At 71.6% G+C, this 17423-nt stretch carries 15 protein-coding genes; 6 read left to right on the top strand and 9 right to left on the bottom strand.

Going from position 1 to position 17423, the window contains the following annotated elements:
* The first annotated feature begins 10 nt into the window (after positions 1 to 10).
* Entirely contained in the window at positions 11 to 1522 is a 1512-nt protein-coding gene (locus tag ABD831_RS07360; RefSeq protein ID WP_344943765.1) for a long-chain-fatty-acid--CoA ligase, read from the top strand.
* A 182-nt stretch (positions 1523 to 1704) separates the two neighbouring features.
* Entirely contained in the window at positions 1705 to 2940 is a 1236-nt protein-coding gene (locus tag ABD831_RS07355; RefSeq protein WP_344943762.1) for a L,D-transpeptidase, read from the top strand.
* 71 nt (positions 2941 to 3011) lie between these two features.
* Here ABD831_RS07355 and ABD831_RS07350 read toward each other — a convergent pair whose 3' ends face one another.
* Positions 3012 to 3992 carry a uroporphyrinogen decarboxylase/cobalamine-independent methonine synthase family protein gene (locus tag ABD831_RS07350; protein ID WP_344943759.1) on the bottom strand — a complete coding sequence of 327 codons (981 nt, stop codon included), beginning with the start codon at positions 3990 to 3992 and terminating at the stop codon, positions 3012 to 3014.
* A 118-nt stretch (positions 3993 to 4110) separates the two neighbouring features.
* On the opposite strand from ABD831_RS07350, the gene ABD831_RS07345 reads away from it, so the two are divergent.
* Positions 4111 to 5013 carry a GNAT family N-acetyltransferase gene (locus ABD831_RS07345; protein ID WP_344943756.1) on the top strand — a complete coding sequence of 301 codons (903 nt, stop codon included), beginning with the start codon at positions 4111 to 4113 and terminating at the stop codon, positions 5011 to 5013.
* On the opposite strand, the gene mnmA is transcribed toward ABD831_RS07345, so the two are convergent.
* Together mnmA and ABD831_RS07335 are read right to left on the bottom strand one after the other, a co-directional pair.
* Complete coding sequence (gene mnmA, locus ABD831_RS07340) at positions 5006 to 6130, bottom strand: tRNA 2-thiouridine(34) synthase MnmA (RefSeq protein WP_344943753.1); 1125 nt, start codon at positions 6128 to 6130, stop codon at positions 5006 to 5008. The two genes, ABD831_RS07345 and mnmA, sit on opposite strands and share 8 nt — an antisense overlap.
* A complete protein-coding gene (locus tag ABD831_RS07335; RefSeq protein WP_344943750.1) occupies positions 6127 to 7317 on the bottom strand; it encodes a cysteine desulfurase family protein in 1191 nt (396 codons plus the stop codon). The genes mnmA and ABD831_RS07335 overlap by 4 nt, the downstream gene beginning before the upstream one ends.
* Positions 7318 to 7418: 101 nt before the next feature.
* Between ABD831_RS07335 and ABD831_RS07330 the strand changes: the two genes are divergently transcribed.
* The gene (locus ABD831_RS07330; RefSeq protein WP_344943747.1) at positions 7419 to 7895 is read left to right on the top strand and encodes a hypothetical protein; all 477 of its coding nucleotides are present in this window, start codon (positions 7419 to 7421) and stop codon (positions 7893 to 7895) included.
* A gap of 92 nt (positions 7896 to 7987) precedes the next feature.
* Here the strand turns inward: ABD831_RS07330 and ABD831_RS07325 are convergent, their stop codons facing one another.
* Both ABD831_RS07325 and ABD831_RS07320 read right to left on the bottom strand, forming a co-directional pair.
* On the bottom strand, positions 7988 to 8944 hold the full coding sequence (locus ABD831_RS07325; protein ID WP_344943744.1) for an electron transfer flavoprotein subunit alpha/FixB family protein: 957 nt from the start codon (positions 8942 to 8944) through the stop codon (positions 7988 to 7990).
* 42 nt (positions 8945 to 8986) lie between these two features.
* Complete coding sequence (locus ABD831_RS07320) at positions 8987 to 9769, bottom strand: electron transfer flavoprotein subunit beta/FixA family protein (RefSeq protein WP_344943741.1); 783 nt, start codon at positions 9767 to 9769, stop codon at positions 8987 to 8989.
* 247 nt (positions 9770 to 10016) lie between these two features.
* Between ABD831_RS07320 and ABD831_RS07315 the strand changes: the two genes are divergently transcribed.
* Positions 10017 to 10811: an SDR family oxidoreductase gene (locus tag ABD831_RS07315; RefSeq protein ID WP_344943738.1), complete on the top strand. Its 795-nt coding sequence runs from the start codon at positions 10017 to 10019 to the stop codon at positions 10809 to 10811.
* A 35-nt stretch (positions 10812 to 10846) separates the two neighbouring features.
* On the opposite strand, the gene ABD831_RS07310 is transcribed toward ABD831_RS07315, so the two are convergent.
* Genes ABD831_RS07310 through ABD831_RS07300 form a run of 3 tightly spaced genes read right to left on the bottom strand, consistent with a single transcriptional unit; the run spans position 10847 to position 12479 of the window.
* Positions 10847 to 11179 (bottom strand): YqfO family protein, encoded by a 333-nt coding sequence (locus tag ABD831_RS07310; protein ID WP_344943735.1) that lies wholly within the window; start codon positions 11177 to 11179, stop codon positions 10847 to 10849.
* Positions 11176 to 11955, bottom strand: coding sequence for an enoyl-CoA hydratase/isomerase family protein (locus ABD831_RS07305; protein WP_344943733.1), 780 nt, complete (start codon positions 11953 to 11955; stop codon positions 11176 to 11178). The genes ABD831_RS07310 and ABD831_RS07305 overlap by 4 nt, the downstream gene beginning before the upstream one ends.
* Positions 11955 to 12479, bottom strand: a complete 525-nt coding sequence (locus ABD831_RS07300; protein WP_344943730.1) for a YbjN domain-containing protein — start codon at positions 12477 to 12479, stop codon at positions 11955 to 11957. The genes ABD831_RS07305 and ABD831_RS07300 overlap by 1 nt, the downstream gene beginning before the upstream one ends.
* Before the next feature lie 78 nt (positions 12480 to 12557).
* On the opposite strand from ABD831_RS07300, the gene glgX reads away from it, so the two are divergent.
* A complete protein-coding gene (gene glgX / locus ABD831_RS07295) occupies positions 12558 to 14702 on the top strand; it encodes a glycogen debranching protein GlgX (RefSeq protein ID WP_344943727.1) in 2145 nt (714 codons plus the stop codon).
* A gap of 100 nt (positions 14703 to 14802) precedes the next feature.
* Here the strand turns inward: glgX and glgP are convergent, their stop codons facing one another.
* Positions 14803 to 17391 (bottom strand): alpha-glucan family phosphorylase, encoded by a 2589-nt coding sequence (gene glgP / locus ABD831_RS07290; protein WP_344943724.1) that lies wholly within the window; start codon positions 17389 to 17391, stop codon positions 14803 to 14805.
* Positions 17392 to 17423: the final 32 nt, after the last annotated feature.

Raw genomic sequence — 17423 nt, 5'->3', positions numbered from 1 at the left:
AGGAGCAGAGATGACCAACCTTGCCGCCAACCTCGCCGCCACCGCGGCCCGCGTCCCCGACAAGGTCGGCATCAAGCTCGACCAGGCCGAGGTGTCGTGGTCGGCCCTGCACCGGGCGGCGGCAGCGGTGGCCGGACAGCTGCGGGCGGCGGGCCTCGAGCCCGGTGACCGCGTCTCGCTCATCCTCCCCAACGTGCCGGCCTACCCCGTCGCCTTCTACGGCACGCTGCTCGCGGGCGGCATCGTCGTGCCGATGAACCCGCTCCTCAAGTCGGGCGAGATCCAGTACTTCTACGAGGACAGTGGCGCCCGGTTCAGCTTCGTGTGGCCCGACTTCGCCGACGAGGCGGCCAAGGCGGCCGCCGAGACCGGCACGCGACTCGTCGTGTGCGGCCCCATGGGCCCGGCCGACGGGCAGTTCGACGTGTCCGAGTCGGCGGCCGCCCCCGTCCTCGAGCCGGTCGAGCGTGCCGACGACGACACGGCCGTGATCCTCTACACGAGTGGCACCACCGGCAAGCCCAAGGGCGCCGAGCTGACGCACTTCAACCTGCACCGCAACGCCGAGCGCTCGGCCGCGGACATCATGGAGATCACCGAGGACGACGTCATCATGGGGTGCCTGCCCCTCTTCCACGTCTTCGGCCTCACGTGCGGGCTCAACACCTCGGTCCAGCGCGGGTGCACGCTGACCCTCATCCCCCGCTTCGACCCGGCCAAGGCCATCGAGGTGCTCGGGCGTGACCACGTCACGATCTTCCAGGGCGTCCCGACCATGTATGCCGCCATCCTCAACCACCCGAACGCCGACCGGGCCGACACGAGCAGCCTGCGCACCTGCGCGTCCGGCGGCTCTGCGATGCCGGCCCAGGTGATGAAGGCCTTCGAGGCGAAGTTCGGCTGCCAGATCCTCGAGGGCTACGGGCTGTCCGAGACCTCGCCCGTCGCGTCGTTCAACATGCCCGACAAGCCGACCAAGCCGGGCACCATCGGTCGAGCCATCCCCGGCTGCGAGATGAAGCTCGTCGACATCGACGGCAAGGACACCCCTGCGGGCGAGATCGGCGAGATCGCCATCCGCGGCGAGAACATCATGAAGGGCTACTGGAACCGGCCCGAGGCCACCAAGGAGGCCATCCCCGACGGGTGGTTCCGCTCGGGCGACCTCGCGACCGTCGACGACGAGGGCTACTTCACGATCGTCGACCGCAAGAAGGACATGATCATCCGGGGCGGCATGAACGTCTACCCGCGCGAGGTCGAGGAGGTGCTCTACACCCACCCCGACGTGCTCGAGGCCGCGGTGGTGGGGGTGCCCGACGAGCTCATGGGAGAGGAGGTCGGCGCCGCGGTCGTGCTCCGCCCCGGTTCGGCGGCGACGCTCGAGGACGTCCAGACGTACGTGAAGGAACGCCTCGCCGCCTACAAGTACCCCCGCCGCATCTGGCGGCTCGACGAGCTGCCCAAGGGCCCGACGGGCAAGATCCTGCGCCGCGAGGTGCGCCCGCAGGGCGCCTCCTGAGGTGCTCGTCAGGCCTCCCCGGGCACGTCCGCGAACGGCGCGACACGCACGACGTTTGGACTCGCCGTACGTTTTGGAGTATTGGCACGAATCGGTGACACTGGTGCTGGGTCACTATCGACGTGCCGCACCCCACCCCGCCCTGGGGCGCCCGGCGTCACGTCTGCGAAGGGTATTCACGCGTGAAGTCGAGCATCCGTTCCGCCGCAGTCTCGGGGTTGGCCGTCCTGGCCATGCTGGGTGTCACGGCCTGCAACGCGACCGCCACGGCAGACAACGGCAAGCCGGCGAGCTCGTCGGCCGCCGCGTCGGGTGACTCGTCGGAGTCGCCCTCACCCACGCCAACCACCGACCCGGTCGTCTTCACGACCACGCCCGCCGCCAACGCCGAGGACGTCGCTGTCGACACGCGCGTCACGGCCTCGGCGCAGAAGGGCACCCTGACCAAGGCCTCGCTCTCCTACAAGAGCAAGAAGGGCAACCGCATCCCCGTCGACGGCACGCTCCAGGGCGGCACGTGGACGGCCGGTGACCTTCTCGAGCCGGGCGTCAAGTACACCCTGGCCATGGAGGCCAAGGACGCCGACGGCAAGCTCACCGAGAGCACCAAGACGTTCCGCACGGCGAACCTCACGCTCGACGACCAGGTGGACGTCGCCATCTCGCCGCGTGACGGCGGCACGGTCGGCATCGGTCTGCCGGTCGTCGTGCGCTTCGACCTGCCCGTCGTCGACAGGGCGAGCTTCGAGAAGCACATGACGGTGACGGCGACGCCCGCCCAGGCCGGGTCCTGGTACTGGCTCAGCTCCCGCGAGGCGCACTGGCGGCCCAAGACGTACTGGCAGGCCGGCTCCAAGGTGCACGTCGAGGCCAACCTCAACGGCGTACCCGCCGGCGGCGGGCGGTACGGCCAGAAGACCCAGGTCTCGGACTTCACCATCGGCCGCTCGGTCATCGCCAAGGTCAACCTCAAGACCGACCAGATGGACGTCATCATCAACGGCAAGTTCGTCAAGCGCATCCCGGTCACCGGCGGTCGGGACGGGTTCATCACCCGCTCGGGCGTCAAGGTCATCATGGACAAGCAGACCAACATCACCATGCGCGCCGAGACGATCGGCCTCAAGAAGGGCGACACGGGCTACTACTCGGACACCCCGGTCAAGTACGCCATGCGGGTCACCAACTCCGGTGAGTTCCTCCACACCGCGCCGTGGTCCGTCGCCGACCAGGGGCACCGCAACGTCAGCCACGGCTGCACCGGCATGAGCGACGCCAACGGCAAGTGGCTCTACGGCCAGATGCAGATCGGCGACGTCGTGGAGACCACCGGGACCAACCGGCCCATGACCATGGGCAACGGCTACGCCGACTGGAACCTCAGCTGGGCCAAGTGGACGGCAGGCTCCGCCCTCTGAACCGCCACTGACTCCACGTGAGAGGCCGGCCACCCCTTGGGGTGGCCGGCCTCTCACACGTCCGGGTCCAGTCAGCCGGCGCTGCGCTCCTCGAGCTCCCGAGCGGTCTCGACCGCGGCCCGCTGCACGGCGCGAGCCACGTCGGGCGAGGCCGCGGCCAGTCCGCACGCCGGGGTGACGACGACCTCGGCGAGCGACCGCAGCGGCAGGCCGGTCCGGGTCCAGGCCTCGACCAGCGACGCGGAGAGGTCCTGAGGCCGCGTCCGCCCACCGTCCGTGGGCACCATCCCGGCGTGCAGGCGTATGCCGTCCTCGACCGCGACGGCGATGCCCTCCCACTCGCGGGGCCGCAGCAGCGAGGTGTCGAGCGAGAGCGCGGTGGGCCCCGTCGCCCGGAGCAGCGCCAGCGGTGGGCCTGCCGCGCAGCAGTGGATGACCGTGTCGCCGTCGTGCGCGGCGAGCACGGTCATGAGGCCGGCCGCAGCCACCTGCGGGTCGAGGCTCGGCAGCCGCCCGAATCCCGAGGACGTGGGCAGCCGGCCGGCTAGGACGGTGGGCAGGCTGGGTTCGTCCACCTGCAGCACGACCTGAGCACCGGGGACGAGGCTGCGCACGGCTGCGACGTGGAGCCGGACGCCCTCGGCGAGGGACTCCACGAGGTCGCGGCAGGCGCCCTCGTCGACGACGACGCGCTCGCCGCGCGAGAGCCACACGTTGGCAGCCAACGTCCACGGCCCGACGACCTGGAGCTTGAGCGGCCCGGTGTGCCCGTCGAAGGCCTCCGCGAGCTCGTCGAGGTCCTCACGCAGCAGTGCGGCGGTGCGGGAGGCGTCGCGCCCGGGCCGGTCGACGAGCCGCCAACCGATCGGCTGGAGGTCCACCGGGAGCTCGACGAGCAGGCCTGCCGTGCGGCCGACCATGTCGGCGCCCGGCCCGCGTGCCGGCAGCTCGGGCAGATACGGCAGCTGCCCGTCGAGGAGCTCGCGCACCTGTGCCAGGGCGTCGCGCACGGAGGTGCCGGGCCAGGAGCCGATGCCGGTAGCGAGAGTCACCGCGCCAGCCTAGGCCGCGCTGCACCGTGCCCCGGCACCGAGCCTCTCGCCCAGCTCGGCATCCGCCGGCCACCGGCTCGACGTCCGCGCCCATCCGGCGGGCAGTAGCGTGGCGACGGTGCGAGCCCATGACCTGCGACGCCGTGCCTTCCGTGGTCCCGACGACCTCCGTGCCATGCAGGACCTCGCCTCGCGCCTGTGGTCGCCGACCAGCCGCTTCCATCCGGGACAGCTGGCCTGGAGCCGCTACTACCGCCCCGTCGACCCTGCTGCACTGGACGACGGTGAGGCGATCGCCGTGTGGAGCGAGGGAGGCGTGACGCTGGGCTTCGGGTGGGCCGAGGCTCCCGACTGGCTCGAGCTGCAGGTCGACCCGTCTCGGCCCGACGTCGCCGAGGCCGTCATCGACTGGTTCGAGGAGGTGAGCGACGCCGAGACGCAGTCCGCCTTGGTCATGGAGGGTGACGTCACCGAACAGGCTCTGGCCGCAGCGGGATTCGAGCCGCAGCCCGACGAGCCCTTCTTCACGCACCACACCCTCGACCTCGCCGCCCTCCCTGCGGTTCCGAGCATCCCGGGCTACCGCCTGCGACCCGTGGGGCCGCACGAGGCCCGCGAGCGTGCCGCGGTGCACGCGGCTTCCTGGTCCGACGTCGGGCCGTCGAAGGTCGACGAGCAGGCCTACGCACAGCTCATGCGGACGTGGCCCTACCGCCCGGACCTCGACTGGGTCGCGGTCGATGCGGACGGCGAGATGGTGGCCTCCGCCCTCGTCTGGCTCGACGAGGTGAACGGGGCGGGGCTGGTCGAGCCGGTCGGCTGCGTCCCGGGGCACCGCGGACGCGGGCTCGGCGGCGCAGTCACTCTGGCTGCCCTGCACCGGCTGGCGCAGGTGGGCGGCACGGTGGCACAGGTCAGCCCGCGTGGAGACGACGGCTACCCGGGCCCCCAGCGGCTCTACCGCTCGATGGGCTTTCGGCCACGCGCCCGCACGGTCACGTGGAGCCGGTCCCTCACCTGACGGAGGTGGCTGCGCCGTGCCCGGTGCGCTCGAGCCTGGATGTGGCGATGGTCGCCGACCCCACGACGCGGGTGCCGTCGTAGAGCACGACGGACTGCCCCGGGGCCACGCCTCGGACGCGGCTCTCCAGCCGCACCTCGACGCGGTCGCCCTCGGCCCAGGCGCTCGCGGCATACTCCTCGCCGTGCGCCCGCACCTGCGCACCCACCCGGACCACGCCTTCCGGCGCCGGACCGCACCACCGAGCGTGGTGGCCGGTGATGGCGTTGACGCCGAGCAGGTCGGCAGCGCCGACGACGACCTGGTTGGTCTCCGGGCGCACCTCGAGGACGTATCGCGGTTCGCCGTCCGCGGCGGGCCGTGAGAGACCGAGTCCGCGGCGCTGGCCGACGGTGTAGGCGAAGGCGCCCTCGTGGTGCCCGACCACGTCGCCGCTGGTGTCGACGATGTCGCCGGGCGCTGCGCCGAGCTCGCGCGTCAGCCAGCCGCGCGTGTCACCGTCCGGGATGAAGCAGACGTCATGGCTGTCGGGCTTGCGCGCGATGTAGAAGCCGCGCTCGGCCGCCTCCTCACGGATCTGCGGCTTCGTCGTGTCACCGAGCGGGAAGAAGGACCGGGCCAGCTGGTCGGCGTCGAGCACCCCGAGGACGTAGCTCTGGTCCTTGGCCGAGTCGACCGCGCGGTGCAGCTCGCGCCGGGCTCCCCCGTGCCCGTCGTCGACCTCGACCACCTGGGCGTAGTGCCCCGTGGCGACCGCGTCGAAGCCGAGCGCGAGCGCCTTGTCGAGCAGGGCGGCGAACTTGATCTTCTCGTTGCAGCGCAGGCACGGGTTGGGTGTGCGGCCCGCGGCGTACTCGGCGCGGAAGTCGTCGACGACGTCCCGCTTGAAGCGAGCGGCCATGTCCCAGACGTAGAAGGGGATCCCCAGCACGTCGGCCACGCGCCGCGCGTCACCCGCGTCCTCGATGGTGCAGCAGCCGCGGGCCGACTCGCGCAGCGTCGCGGCACTCTGGCTCAGGGCCAGGTGGACGCCCACGACGTCGTGCCCGGCGTCGAGCATGCGCGCCGCGGCGACCGCCGAGTCGACGCCTCCGCTCATCGCAGCCACGACCTTCACGACGCGGTCGCCTCCCGGGCACGGCGGGCCCGCTCGATGGCGGCGGGCAGCGCCTCGATGAACGCGTCCACGTCGGCGGGGGTCGAGGTGTGCCCCAGGGTCACGCGCAGCGCCCCTCGCGCGTCGCTCTCGGCCACCCCCATGGCGAGCAGCACGTGGCTCGGCTGCGGCACGCCCGCCTGGCACGCCGAGCCGGTCGAGCACGAGACGCCGGCGGCGTCGAGGAGGTAGAGCAGGGAGTCACCATCGCAGCCGGGCACGAGCAGGTGCACGTTGCCCGGGAGCCGGCTCGCCCCGTCGCCGCGCCGCCACACGCCGGACGGCCGGATGTCGGGCGAGATCGCCATGGCACGGTCGATGAGGTCGTCACGCAGGGCCACGAGCCGCGCGGCCTCGGCGTCCATCGACTCCGTCGCCTCGACGAGAGCGGCGGCGAAACCGACGATGGCCGGCGTGTCGAGCGTGCCGGAGCGCACCTGGCGCTCCTGTCCACCGCCGTGCGTGAGCGGGACGAGATCCGCTCCACGGCGGACGACGAGGGCGCCGACGCCGATGGGTCCGCCGAGCTTGTGCGCCGTCACGGACATGAGGTCGGCGCCGCACGCGGCGAAGTCGACGGGCAGGTGCCCGGCCGCCTGTACGGCGTCGGTGTGCAGCGGCACCCCGAACTCATGGGCCACGTCGGCGAGCGCCCGGACGTCCTGCACCGCGCCGACCTCGTTGTTGGCCCACATCACCGACACGAGCGCGACGGACTCGGGGTCGGACTCGATGGCGGCGCGCACCGTCGCGGGCTCGACGAGCCCTTCGGGCGTGCACTCGAGCCAGGTCACCTTGGCGCCCTCGTGGGCCACGAGGAAGTCGACGCAGTCCAGGACGGCGTGGTGCTCCGTCGCGCCCACGAGCAGGCGCACCCGCCCCGGGTCGCGGTCACGGCGGGCCCAGTAGGTCCCCTTGACCGCGAGGTTGTCGGACTCCGTACCGCCCGAGGTGAAGACCACCTCGGAGGGACGAGCGCCGAGGCAGCGCGCGATCTTCTCGCGTGACTCCTCGACGGCGCGCCGAGCCGCTCGGCCGGTCCGGTGCAGGGAGGAGGCGTTGCCCACGACCGCGAGCTGCTCCGTCATCGCCGCGAGGGCGGCGGGGAGCATCGGCGTGGTCGCCGCATGGTCGAGATAGGCAGTCACCCCACCGATTCTAGGCCGCCGGGAGTGCCCGCCCCGACCGTGACGGGACGTGACGGTCGCAGCCCTCCCATCGGCGCACCCACCTGTTTATGATCGGCCCCATGGGTGGCAGCCATGAGGGCACCGGCGGTAGCCGGCTGCGCGCGCCCGCCGCACACCGCGCCGTCGCCGGGCTCACGTGCCCGCTCGTCGGCTACTTCGTGGCGCGCCTCCTCGTGCGCCTCGTGCCGTCGCTCCCGGCGGCGATCACGTATGCCGTGTGCCTGGCCGTCGCTCTTGCCCTCGGGTGGCGCGCCTGGTCGGCCCGGATCGAGCTGGGGGCCAGGAGCCTGCGGGTGCACAACACCCTGGCCACGACCACGGTCGACCGGCGGGACGTGCGGCGGGTGTCGTCGAGCGGCCGGCTCGAGTGGCGACGCAGCACCAGCGGCCGTCCGGTGCGGCTGCCCTCGGAGGCGCTGCGCGGGGCGTGGTGGACCCTGGGAACCGGGCGGTCGGCCTACGCCCTCAACCGTGAGCGCCTCGAGAGCTGGGCCCGCCAGACGGCCCGCCTCGACCTCGACACCGAGGCCGCCTGACCCTGGGCAGCACCCGCCGGAGCCACACACGTCGAGAGGCCACGAACCGGGTCCCGGTTCGTGGCCTCTCGGCGGTGTGGACGAACGTCCGGTCAGTCCTTGGCGGCCTTGATCGCGTCGGTGGCCTGCGGGAGGACGGTGAAGAGGTCTCCCACGACGCCGAAGTCGACGAGCTCGAAGATCGGGGCCTCGTTGTCCTTGTTGACGGCCACGATGGTCTTGCTCGTCTGCATGCCGGCGCGGTGCTGGATCGCACCGGAGATGCCGCACGCGACGTAGAGCTGCGGGCTCACCTGCTTGCCGGTCTGGCCGACCTGCGAGGTGTGGGGGTACCACCCGGCGTCGACCGCGGCACGGCTCGCACCGACGGCGGCGCCGAGGGAGTCGGCGAAGTCCTCGACCTTGGAGAAGTCGCCCGCGGTGCCGCGGCCGCCGGAGACCACGATGGCGGCCTCGGTCAGCTCGGGGCGCCCGGTGGCCTGCTTCGGCTTGGACTCGGTGACCTTGGCGCCCTTGGCGGCCTCGGACGGTGCGAAGTCAAGCACCTCGTCGGCGGCGGCGCCGGCGGCCTCCTCGGGGGTGGCCGAGTTGGGCTTGACGGCGACGATGGGCGTGCCCTTGGTGACCGTGGCGGACACCGTGTAGGAGCCGGCGAAGACCGACTGCGTGGTGGTGACGCCACCGTCGGCGGCCTGGACGTCGACGGCGTCGGTGATCAGGCCCGACTCGGTCTTGATGGCGAGGCGGGCAGCGATCTCCTTGCCCTCCGGGGAGGACGGCACGAGGACGGCAGCGGGCGCCTTGTCCGCGACGAGCTGGGCGAGCAGCTCGGCCTGGGGCACGACGAGGTGCTCGAGCACCTCGGGCGACTCGACGCGGTAGATCTTCTCGGCGCCGAAGCGGGCGAGGGTCTCCTTCGCGGCGTCGAAGCCGCTGCCGACGAAGACGGCGGACGGCTCGCCGAGGCGGCGCGCGATCGTCAGCAGCTCCGACGTGGTCTTGCGAACCTTGCCGTCGACGTGGTCGACGAGCACGAGTACTTCAGCCATGGTGCGGATCTCCTTTGCTGGCTGGGAAGTTCAAGAGGAAGGTCAGACGAACTTGCGCTCGGTGAGGAACGCGGCGAGCTTGCTGCCGCCGTCGCCCTCGTCGGCGACGATCTCGCCCTGCGTGCGCGGCGGGCGGGCGGCGAAGGACTCGACCTTCGTCCACGCGGCGTCGAGGCCGACCTGCGAGGCGTCCACGCCGAGGTCGGCGAGGCTCCACTGCTCGACGGGCTTCTTCTTGGCCGCCATGATCCCCTTGAACGAGGGGTAGCGCGGCTCGTTGATCTGGTCGGTAACCGACACGAGGGCCGGGAGCGTCGCCGTGATCGTCTGGGTGGAGGCGTCGCCGTCGCGGCGGATCGTCGCCGTGGTGCCCTCGACGGCCAGCTCGGACGCGAACGTCACGGCCGGCAGCCCGAGGCGCTCGGCGAGCATCGCCGGGACGACGCCCATGGTGCCGTCGGTCGAGGCCATGCCGGTGACGACGAGGTCGACGTCCCCGATCTTCTTGATGGCCTCGGCGAGCACGAGCGAGGTCGCGATGGCGTCCGAGCCGTGGATGGCGTCGTCGCTGACGTGCACACCCTTGTGGGCGCCCATCTGCAGCGCCTTCTTGATGGCGTCGGCAGCGGCGTCGGGGCCGACCGTCAGCACGGTCACCTCACCCTCGCCGGCCTCGACGATCTTCAGGGCCTCCTCGACGGCGTACTCGTCGAGCTCCGACAGCAGGCCGTCGACGTTCTCGCGGTCGGTCGTGTTGTCAGTTGCGTTGAACGTGCGCTCGGCCTGGGCGTCCGGCACGTACTTGACACAGACGACGATGTTCATGGGTGAACGTCCTCTTCCGTTGCTGGTGGTGGTGCTCATGGAGCTGCCGGAGGTCGCTCCGGCACTGCCCGCCATCCTCTCACTGAGCGCCCGCTCAGTCCGCACGCGTCTGGCGTGACGCTCACCACCAGCCACCGTGGCGTATGCCGTGTGCGGCCTCTCGCACCCCGGGTCGCCTCCGGAGGTGGCAGCCGATCGCGGCATAACCGTTTGTCCGCAGGCGCATCCGCTGCGGAGGATGGGGCCTATGTCGCACGTCTCCCCCGGCTCCCCCGCAGCTGCCCGCGTCGCCCTCGTCACCGGCGTCGGGCGCCGGCGCTCGATCGGGGCCGAGCTCGCCCTCGGGCTCGCTGCCGACGGCTGGGACCTCGCCCTCGGCCACTGGCAGCCCTACGACGACCGCCTCGGCTACGAGCGCGGCGCCGACGACCCTGCCGCGGTCGCCGAGGAGTGCCGTGCCCTCGGCCGCCGCGTCGAGCTGCTGCCGGGCGACCTCGCCGACCCGTCGACGCCGGACGCGCTCGTCGGGGCCGCCACCGAGCGGCTCGGTACCGTCACGGGGCTCGTGATCTCGCACTGCGAGTCCGTCGACAGCGGCATCCTCTCCACGTCGCTCGAGAGCTGGGACCGGCACTACGCCGTCAACGCCCGCGCGACGTGGCTGCTCGTCCGGGCCGTCGCGGAACGGCTCCCCGAGCGGCCTGCGGGCGACCCGGCCGCCCGCATCGTGGCCCTGACCAGCGACCACACGGCGCACAACCTGCCCTACGGCTCGAGCAAGGGGGCACTCGACCGGATCGTCATCGCGGCGGCGGTGGAGCTCGCCGACCGCGGCGTCCGGGCCAACGTCATCAACCCGGGACCCATCGACACTGGCTGGATGGACGAGGAGAGTCGCGCCCTCGGGGTGGCCGGCACCCCGGCCGGCCGCCTTGGAACCGCGCGCGACACGGCAGATCTGGTCCGGTTCCTCTTCTCCGACGCCGGGAGCTGGATCAACGGTCAGCTGCTCCACAGCAACGGCGGCTTCAAGACCTCCTGAGCGCCACGAAACCGCACAGGACCCGCCGGGGTCGGTCAGCCGGCGTCGGGGTCGGCGGACTCGAGGATGTGGAAGGCCGGCTCCTCGTAGGGGTGGGCAGCCCGGAGGGCCGCCACGACGTCGGTCCGCCGCGCACGGTCGAGGACGAGCTCGACGCGGTCCTCTGCGACCTTCTCGAGGTCACCGACGACACCGATCGTGGGGTTGGCGTCGCCGACCGGCCGGAACCGGCCCGTGCCGCGCGTGACGAAGGCACACTCGCGGTAGTCACCGATCGCTCCCGCGCCCGCGGCGAACACCGCCGCGAGGACGTCCTCGGTCGACTCGACGGGCGAGTAGAACACGAGGACGTCCAGCGGTGGGGTCATCGACCCTCGAACTGCGCCTTGCCGGGACCGTGCTCGACGAACGAGGTCATGCCGATCTCTCGGTCCCTCGTCGCGAAGAGGGACGCGAAGAGCATCCGCTCGATCTCGAGACCCGTCTCGAGATCGACCTCGAGACCACGGTCGATGGCCTCCTTGGCGGCGCGGACGGCATACGACGCGGCACCGACGAAGGTGGACGCCCACTCCCGGGACGCGGTGTAGACGTCGGCGGCCGGCACGACCTTGTCGGCGAGACCGATGGCGAGGGCCTCCGAGGCGTCGACGAAGCGTCCGCTGAAGATGATCTCCTTGGCGCGCGAGGCACCGACGAGACGCGAGAGGCGCTGTGTGCCACCGGCGCCGGGGATGACTCCGAGGAGGATCTCCGGCTGGCCGAGCTTCGCGTCGTCGGCGACGACGCGGAAGTCGCACGCGAGGGCGAGCTCGCAGCCGCCTCCGAGCGCATAGCCCGTGATCGCGGCGATCACCGGCTTGGGGATCCGCGCGACCGCACTGATCGAGCTCATGAGCGGGCCGGAGCGCTCGACCATGTCGGTGTACGACATCGCCTGCATCTCCTTGATGTCCGCCCCGGCCGCGAAGACCCGCTCGCCGCCGTAGACGATGACCGCCTTGACGTCGGTGCGCGCGGTGGCCTCGGTCGCCGCCTCGCGGATCTCCTCCTGGACCTGGATGTTGAGGGCGTTCATCTTGGGCCGGTCGAGGCGGATCGTGGCGATGCCGTCCTCGACCTCGAGCCGGACGAACTCGCCCATCAGGCGTCGCCGAGGGTGCCGGCAGGCGCGTCGTCGATCGGGAGCCAGGACTGGAAGAAGAAGCCGACGCTCTGGAGGATGTGGTTGACCGAGAGCGGCACGAGGATGTCGAGGTCGGCGTTCGGGGTGATGACGTGCTCGGCGGAGACGACGAGGCTCTCCTGGACGAGCGAGAGCTTGACGATGTTGAGCTGCATCGTCAGGTCGTTGCAGCGGGCGAGGCGCTCGTTGCGGTCGGGCGACACGGGGTCGGCGAGCTGCCACTGGCCGAAGAAGCGCACCAGCGCCAGGTCGCCCTCGGCGACCCGGGCGAAGAGGGTGGTGCTCGTGCCCTGGTCGTCGACGATGGCGAACTCGAGGTCGCCGTCGCCGTCGATGCTCGCCTCGATACCGAGGCCCTTCAGGACCTCGAGGATGCGGTCGCGCACCGGGGCGTCGCCCGCAGGGGCGCCGTTGGGGCTCGGGGTGGGGCCGGCATCAGGCGTGCTCGGCATGAAGTTGGGCAGCGAAGTCGGATCGGTCATGCGTCAACCGTAACGAGCCTGCGCGGTGAGGTCGATCCGACCCGGGCGTGTGGTGGGCCACCCCCTACGCTCTGACACATGTGTCCGCCGCCGCACGCGATGCCCGACCTGCCCCCGGAGCTCGGGGTGCGACTGACCACCGACGGCGCCCAGTTCTGCGTCTACGCCGGCCACGCGCGCTCGGTCGAGGTCTGCCTGTTCGACGAGGCCGACGACGGCACGACGACGGAGCGGCGCGTGACGCTGCGCCACCGCGCCCACGGGACCTGGTTCGACACCGTGCCGGGCGTCCGGACCGGCCAGCGCTACGCCTTCCGCGTCGACGGCGACTGGGACCCCGACCGGTCGCTGCTGCACAACCCGGCGAAGCTGCTGCTCGACCCCTACGCGCGCGCCGTCGAGGGCGGCGTGCACCTCGATCCCGCCCTCTACGCCCACCGCGTCGGCTCCGACCTCCGGGGCGACCTCTGGGTCCGCGACGACCGCGACTCGGCACCGCACATGCCACGCTGCGTCATCGTCGACGACGAGTTCGACTGGGGGGCAGACGATTTCCCGAGACGGTCGCTCACCGAGTCGCTGATCTACGAGGTCCACGTCAAGAACGCCACGATGCTGCACCCCGACGTCCCCGACGAGCTCCGTGGGACGTATGCCGGCCTCGCCCACCCCGCCTTCGTCGACCACCTGAAGCGCCTTGGGGTCACGGCACTCGAGCTGCTCCCGGTCCACACCTTCACGCACGAGCCCGACCTCGTGCTGCGCGGGCTGACCAACCACTGGGGCTACAACACGCTCGGCTTCTTCGCGCCGCACGCGGCGTACGCGTCGACCGACGACCCGCAGGGCGCCCTGGACGAGTTCAAGTCGATGGTCAAGCAGCTGCACGCCGCGGGCATCGAGGTGCTCCTCGACGTCGTCTACAACCACACGGCCGAGAACTCCCGGGAGGGCATGACGCTCTCGTGGCGCGGCCTCGACCAGCGCGCCTACTACCGCGTCGACGGGCGAGGTCGCGACATCGACGTCACCGGCTGCGGCAACACGCTCGACCTGACGCACCCCGTCGTCGCGCGCATGGTCCTCGACTCGCTGCGCTACTGGGTGCAGGAGTGTCACGTCGACGGCTTCCGCTTCGACCTCGCCGTCGCGCTCGCCCGCGGCAAGGACGACGGCTACGACCGCGACCACCCCTTCCTCGTGGCGCTGCGCACCGACCCGGTGCTCTCACGCACGAAGCTCATCGCCGAACCGTGGGACCTCGGCCTCCACGGCTGGCGCACCGGCCAGTTCCCCCCGCCGTTCTCGGAGTGGAACGACCGCTACCGTGACGCGACCCGCACGTTCTGGCTGCGCGACCTCGCCGCCTCCGCCTCGGGCGGCATCGGCCACGGCGTGCGCGAGCTGGCGACACGGCTCGCCGGGTCCCAGGACCTCTTCGACCGGCACGACCGGGGCACGATCGCGTCCGTCAACTTCGTCACCGCCCACGACGGGTTCAGCCTCGCAGACCTCACCGTCTACGACACCAAGCACAACGGCGCCAACGGACACAGCGGGACCGACGGCTCCAACGACAACCGGTCCTGGAACCACGGTGTCGAGGGCCGAACGGACGACCCCGACATCTCGGCGGCTCGGCGGCGGTCCATGCGCAACCTGCTCGGGACGCTCCTGCTCTCCACCGGAGTGCCGATGCTCAACGCGGGTGACGAGCTGGGACGCAGCCAGCGCGGCAACAACAACCCGTACTCCCAGGACAACGAGATCAGCTGGATGGCGTGGGACCTGGAGCTGTGGCAGGAGGACCTCCTCGAGACCACCCGTCACCTTGTGCGGCTGCGGCACGAGCACCCTGTCCTTCGACAGCGGACCTTCTTCTCCGGCAGGCGGGTCCACGCCGACGGCTCGACCGACCTCGCATGGTTCGGAGCCGACGGTGAGCCGATGGGCGAGCGCTGGGACGGTCCCGCTGTCTCCGTGCTCCAGGGCCTCTACAACGGGGCAGCGACCTCGGAGCGGTCGGTCCTCATCGTCGTCAACGGGTCGGCAGGTGCGGTCGACGTGACGCTCCCGGCGGCGCCCGGCGCGACGGCATACGAGCTCCTCTGGGACAGCACCGACGAGCGGCCCACTCCCCCCGGCGATCCCGTCCCCGCGGGCCACTTCGTCCAGATGGGCGCGGCGTCGATGCGCGTCTGGCGCCCGGTCGAAGCGGCCTGACCGCCAGGCGCGGCCGGCGGCGCCGCTGACGGCACACGCCCGCCGGACACGGGAGAGCCCGGACCCCGTCGGGGTCCGGGCTCTCCGTCGGTTGCGAGCGTCAGGCGTTGCGCGCGAGACCGAGCTCGGCCGGTCCGGCGAGGCCGGCGTGCTTCGGCACGACCCGGACGCTGTAGCCGAACGAGCCGGTGCGCCGCAGCGGCTGCGAGCCGGCGAACTGGTGGCGACCGTCCTCGTAGGACTCCACGAGGGCCAGCGGCGCGACCTCCATGCCCCACAGCTCGTCGACGTCGTTGACGTGCCCGTGGACGAGCTGCACCTCGACGTCGTCGGGCGTCAGGCCGTCGAGCGTGACGTAGGCGCGCAGGTCGAGGACGTCGCCGATCTGCGGCGAGTCCGACAGGCCCGAGGGCTCGACGTGCTCGACCCGGACCTTCGGCCACGCGGCGCGGATCTTCGTCTTGTAGGCCGCCAGGTCCTTGGCGCCGGCGAAGTCCGACCCCCCGACCGAGCGACCGGCACCCGCAGCGGGGCTGTAGAGCCGCTCGGTGTAGTCCTGAACCATGCGGCTCGCCAGCACCTTGGGGCCGAGCGTCTTCAGGGTGTGGGTCATCATGTCGATCCACCCCTGCGGCAGTCCGGCGGCGTCGCGGTCGTAGAACTTCGCCGCGACGTCGTTCTCGATGAGGTCGTAGAGCGCCGAGGCCTCGATGTCGTCACGCCGGTCGGCGTCCTCGACACCGTCCGCGGTCGGGATGGCCCAGCCGTTGCGGCCGTCGAACCACTCGTCCCACCACCCGTCGAGGATCGAGAGGTTGAGGCCGCCGTTGAGAGCCGCCTTCATGCCCGACGTGCCGCACGCCTCGAAGGGACGCAGCGGGTTGTTGAGCCAGACGTCGCAGCCGGGGTAGAGGTGCTGGGCCATGGCGATGTCGTAGTTCGGCAGGAAGACGATCCGGTGGCGCACCTCGGGGTCGTCGGCGAAGCGGACCATCTCCTGGATGAGGCGCTTGCCGGTCTCGTCGGCGGGGTGCGACTTGCCGGCGATGACGAGCTGCACCGGGCGCTCGGGGTGGAGCAGGAGCCGCTTGAGCCGCTCCGGGTCGCGGAGCATCAGGGTGAGGCGCTTGTAGGTCGGCACGCGTCGGGCGAACCCGATCGTCAGGACGTCCGGGTCGAGAACGTCGTCGACCCAGCCGAGCTCGGCGTCGCTCGCGCCGCGCTTCTGCCAAGAGGACCGCACGCGACGACGCACGTCGGCGACGAGCTTCTCGCGCATGACGCGCTTGGTCGACCAGACTGCGTCGGCCGGCACCTCGTCGATGCGGCCCCAGGCGTCCTCGCCGGCGATGTCGGCGGTGCCGAGATAGGTGCGAGCGACGTCGTAGACCGCTCGGTCGACCCACGTCGGAGCGTGGACACCGTTGGTGATGCTGGAGATCGGGACCTCGACGTCGTCGAAGCCCGGCCACAGGCCGTCGAACATCTCGCGGCTGACGACACCGTGCAGCTGGGAGACGCCGTTGGCCCGCTGGGCGAGGCGCAAGCCCATGACGGCCATGTTGAAGATGCCGGGCTGACCACCCTCGTAGTCCTCGGCGCCGAGGGCCAGCAGCCGCTCGACCGGGACGCCGGGGATGGCGTTGGCTCCCCCGAAGAAGAGGTTGATCTTGGCGGCGTCGAAGCGGTCGATGCCGGCGGGCACGGGCGTGTGCGTCGTGAAGACGGTCGCCGCGCGGACGGCCTCGAGGGCGTCGTCGAACGTGAGGCCGTGGTCGCGGACGAGCTCCGTGATGCGCTCGACCCCGAGGAAGCCGGCGTGGCCCTCGTTGGTGTGGTAGACCTCCGGCGTCGGGTCGCCGGACAGCCGGGACCACAGGCGCAGGGCGCGCACGCCGCCGATGCCGAGGAGCAGCTCCTGCTCGAGGCGGGTGTCGCCGCTTCCGCCGTAGAGCGACTCGGTGACCTTGCGGGTCTGCTCGTCGTTGCCGGCGACGTCGGAGTCGAGGAGGAGCAAGGGAACCCGGCCCACCTGCGCCTTCCAGACGTGGGCGTGCAGCTCGCGGCCGGCGGGCAGGCTGACGGTGACGACGGCGGGGGTGCCGTCCTCCTCGCGCAGCAGCGCCAGCGGCAGGCCGTCGGGGTCGAGCACCGGGTAGGTCTCGACCTGCCAGCCGTCGCGGTTGAGGGACTGCTTGAAGTAGCCGGTCTTGTAGAAGAGACCGACGCCGACGATCGGCACGCCGAGGTCAGAGGCCGACTTCAGGTGGTCACCGGCGAGGATGCCGAGGCCGCCGGAGTACTGCGGCAGCACCGCCGTGATGCCGAACTCGGGGCTGAAGTAGGCGACCGCGGCGGGGGCTGCCTTGCCGGCGGCCTCCTGCTCACGGCTCCACGACTGGTACCAGCGCTCGTCGGTGAGGTAGTGGTGCAGGTCCTCGTTGGCGGCCGCGACGCGGCCGACGAAGTCGTCGTCGGCAGCCAGGGCGGCGAGCTCGTCGGCGGACAGACGCGAGAGGAGCTTGACGGGGTCCTCCCCCGCCTGGGCCCACTTGCGCGGACTGATGCTCTCGAAGAGGTCTCGGGTCGGCGGGTGCCAGGACCAGCGGAGGTTGCTCGCGAGGACGCCGAGACCCTCGATGCGGCTCGGCAGGACGGTGCGGACGCTGAAGCGACGGATGGCCTTCACAAGGGGACAGCATAGGGGTCGCCATGACGGGT

The organism is Terrabacter ginsenosidimutans, from assembly GCF_039539425.1.
Classification (GTDB): Bacteria; Actinomycetota; Actinomycetes; order Actinomycetales; family Dermatophilaceae; genus Terrabacter; species Terrabacter ginsenosidimutans.
The sequence above is the reverse complement of the archived record's forward strand: the minus strand, read 5'-3'. Positions and strand labels throughout refer to the sequence as shown.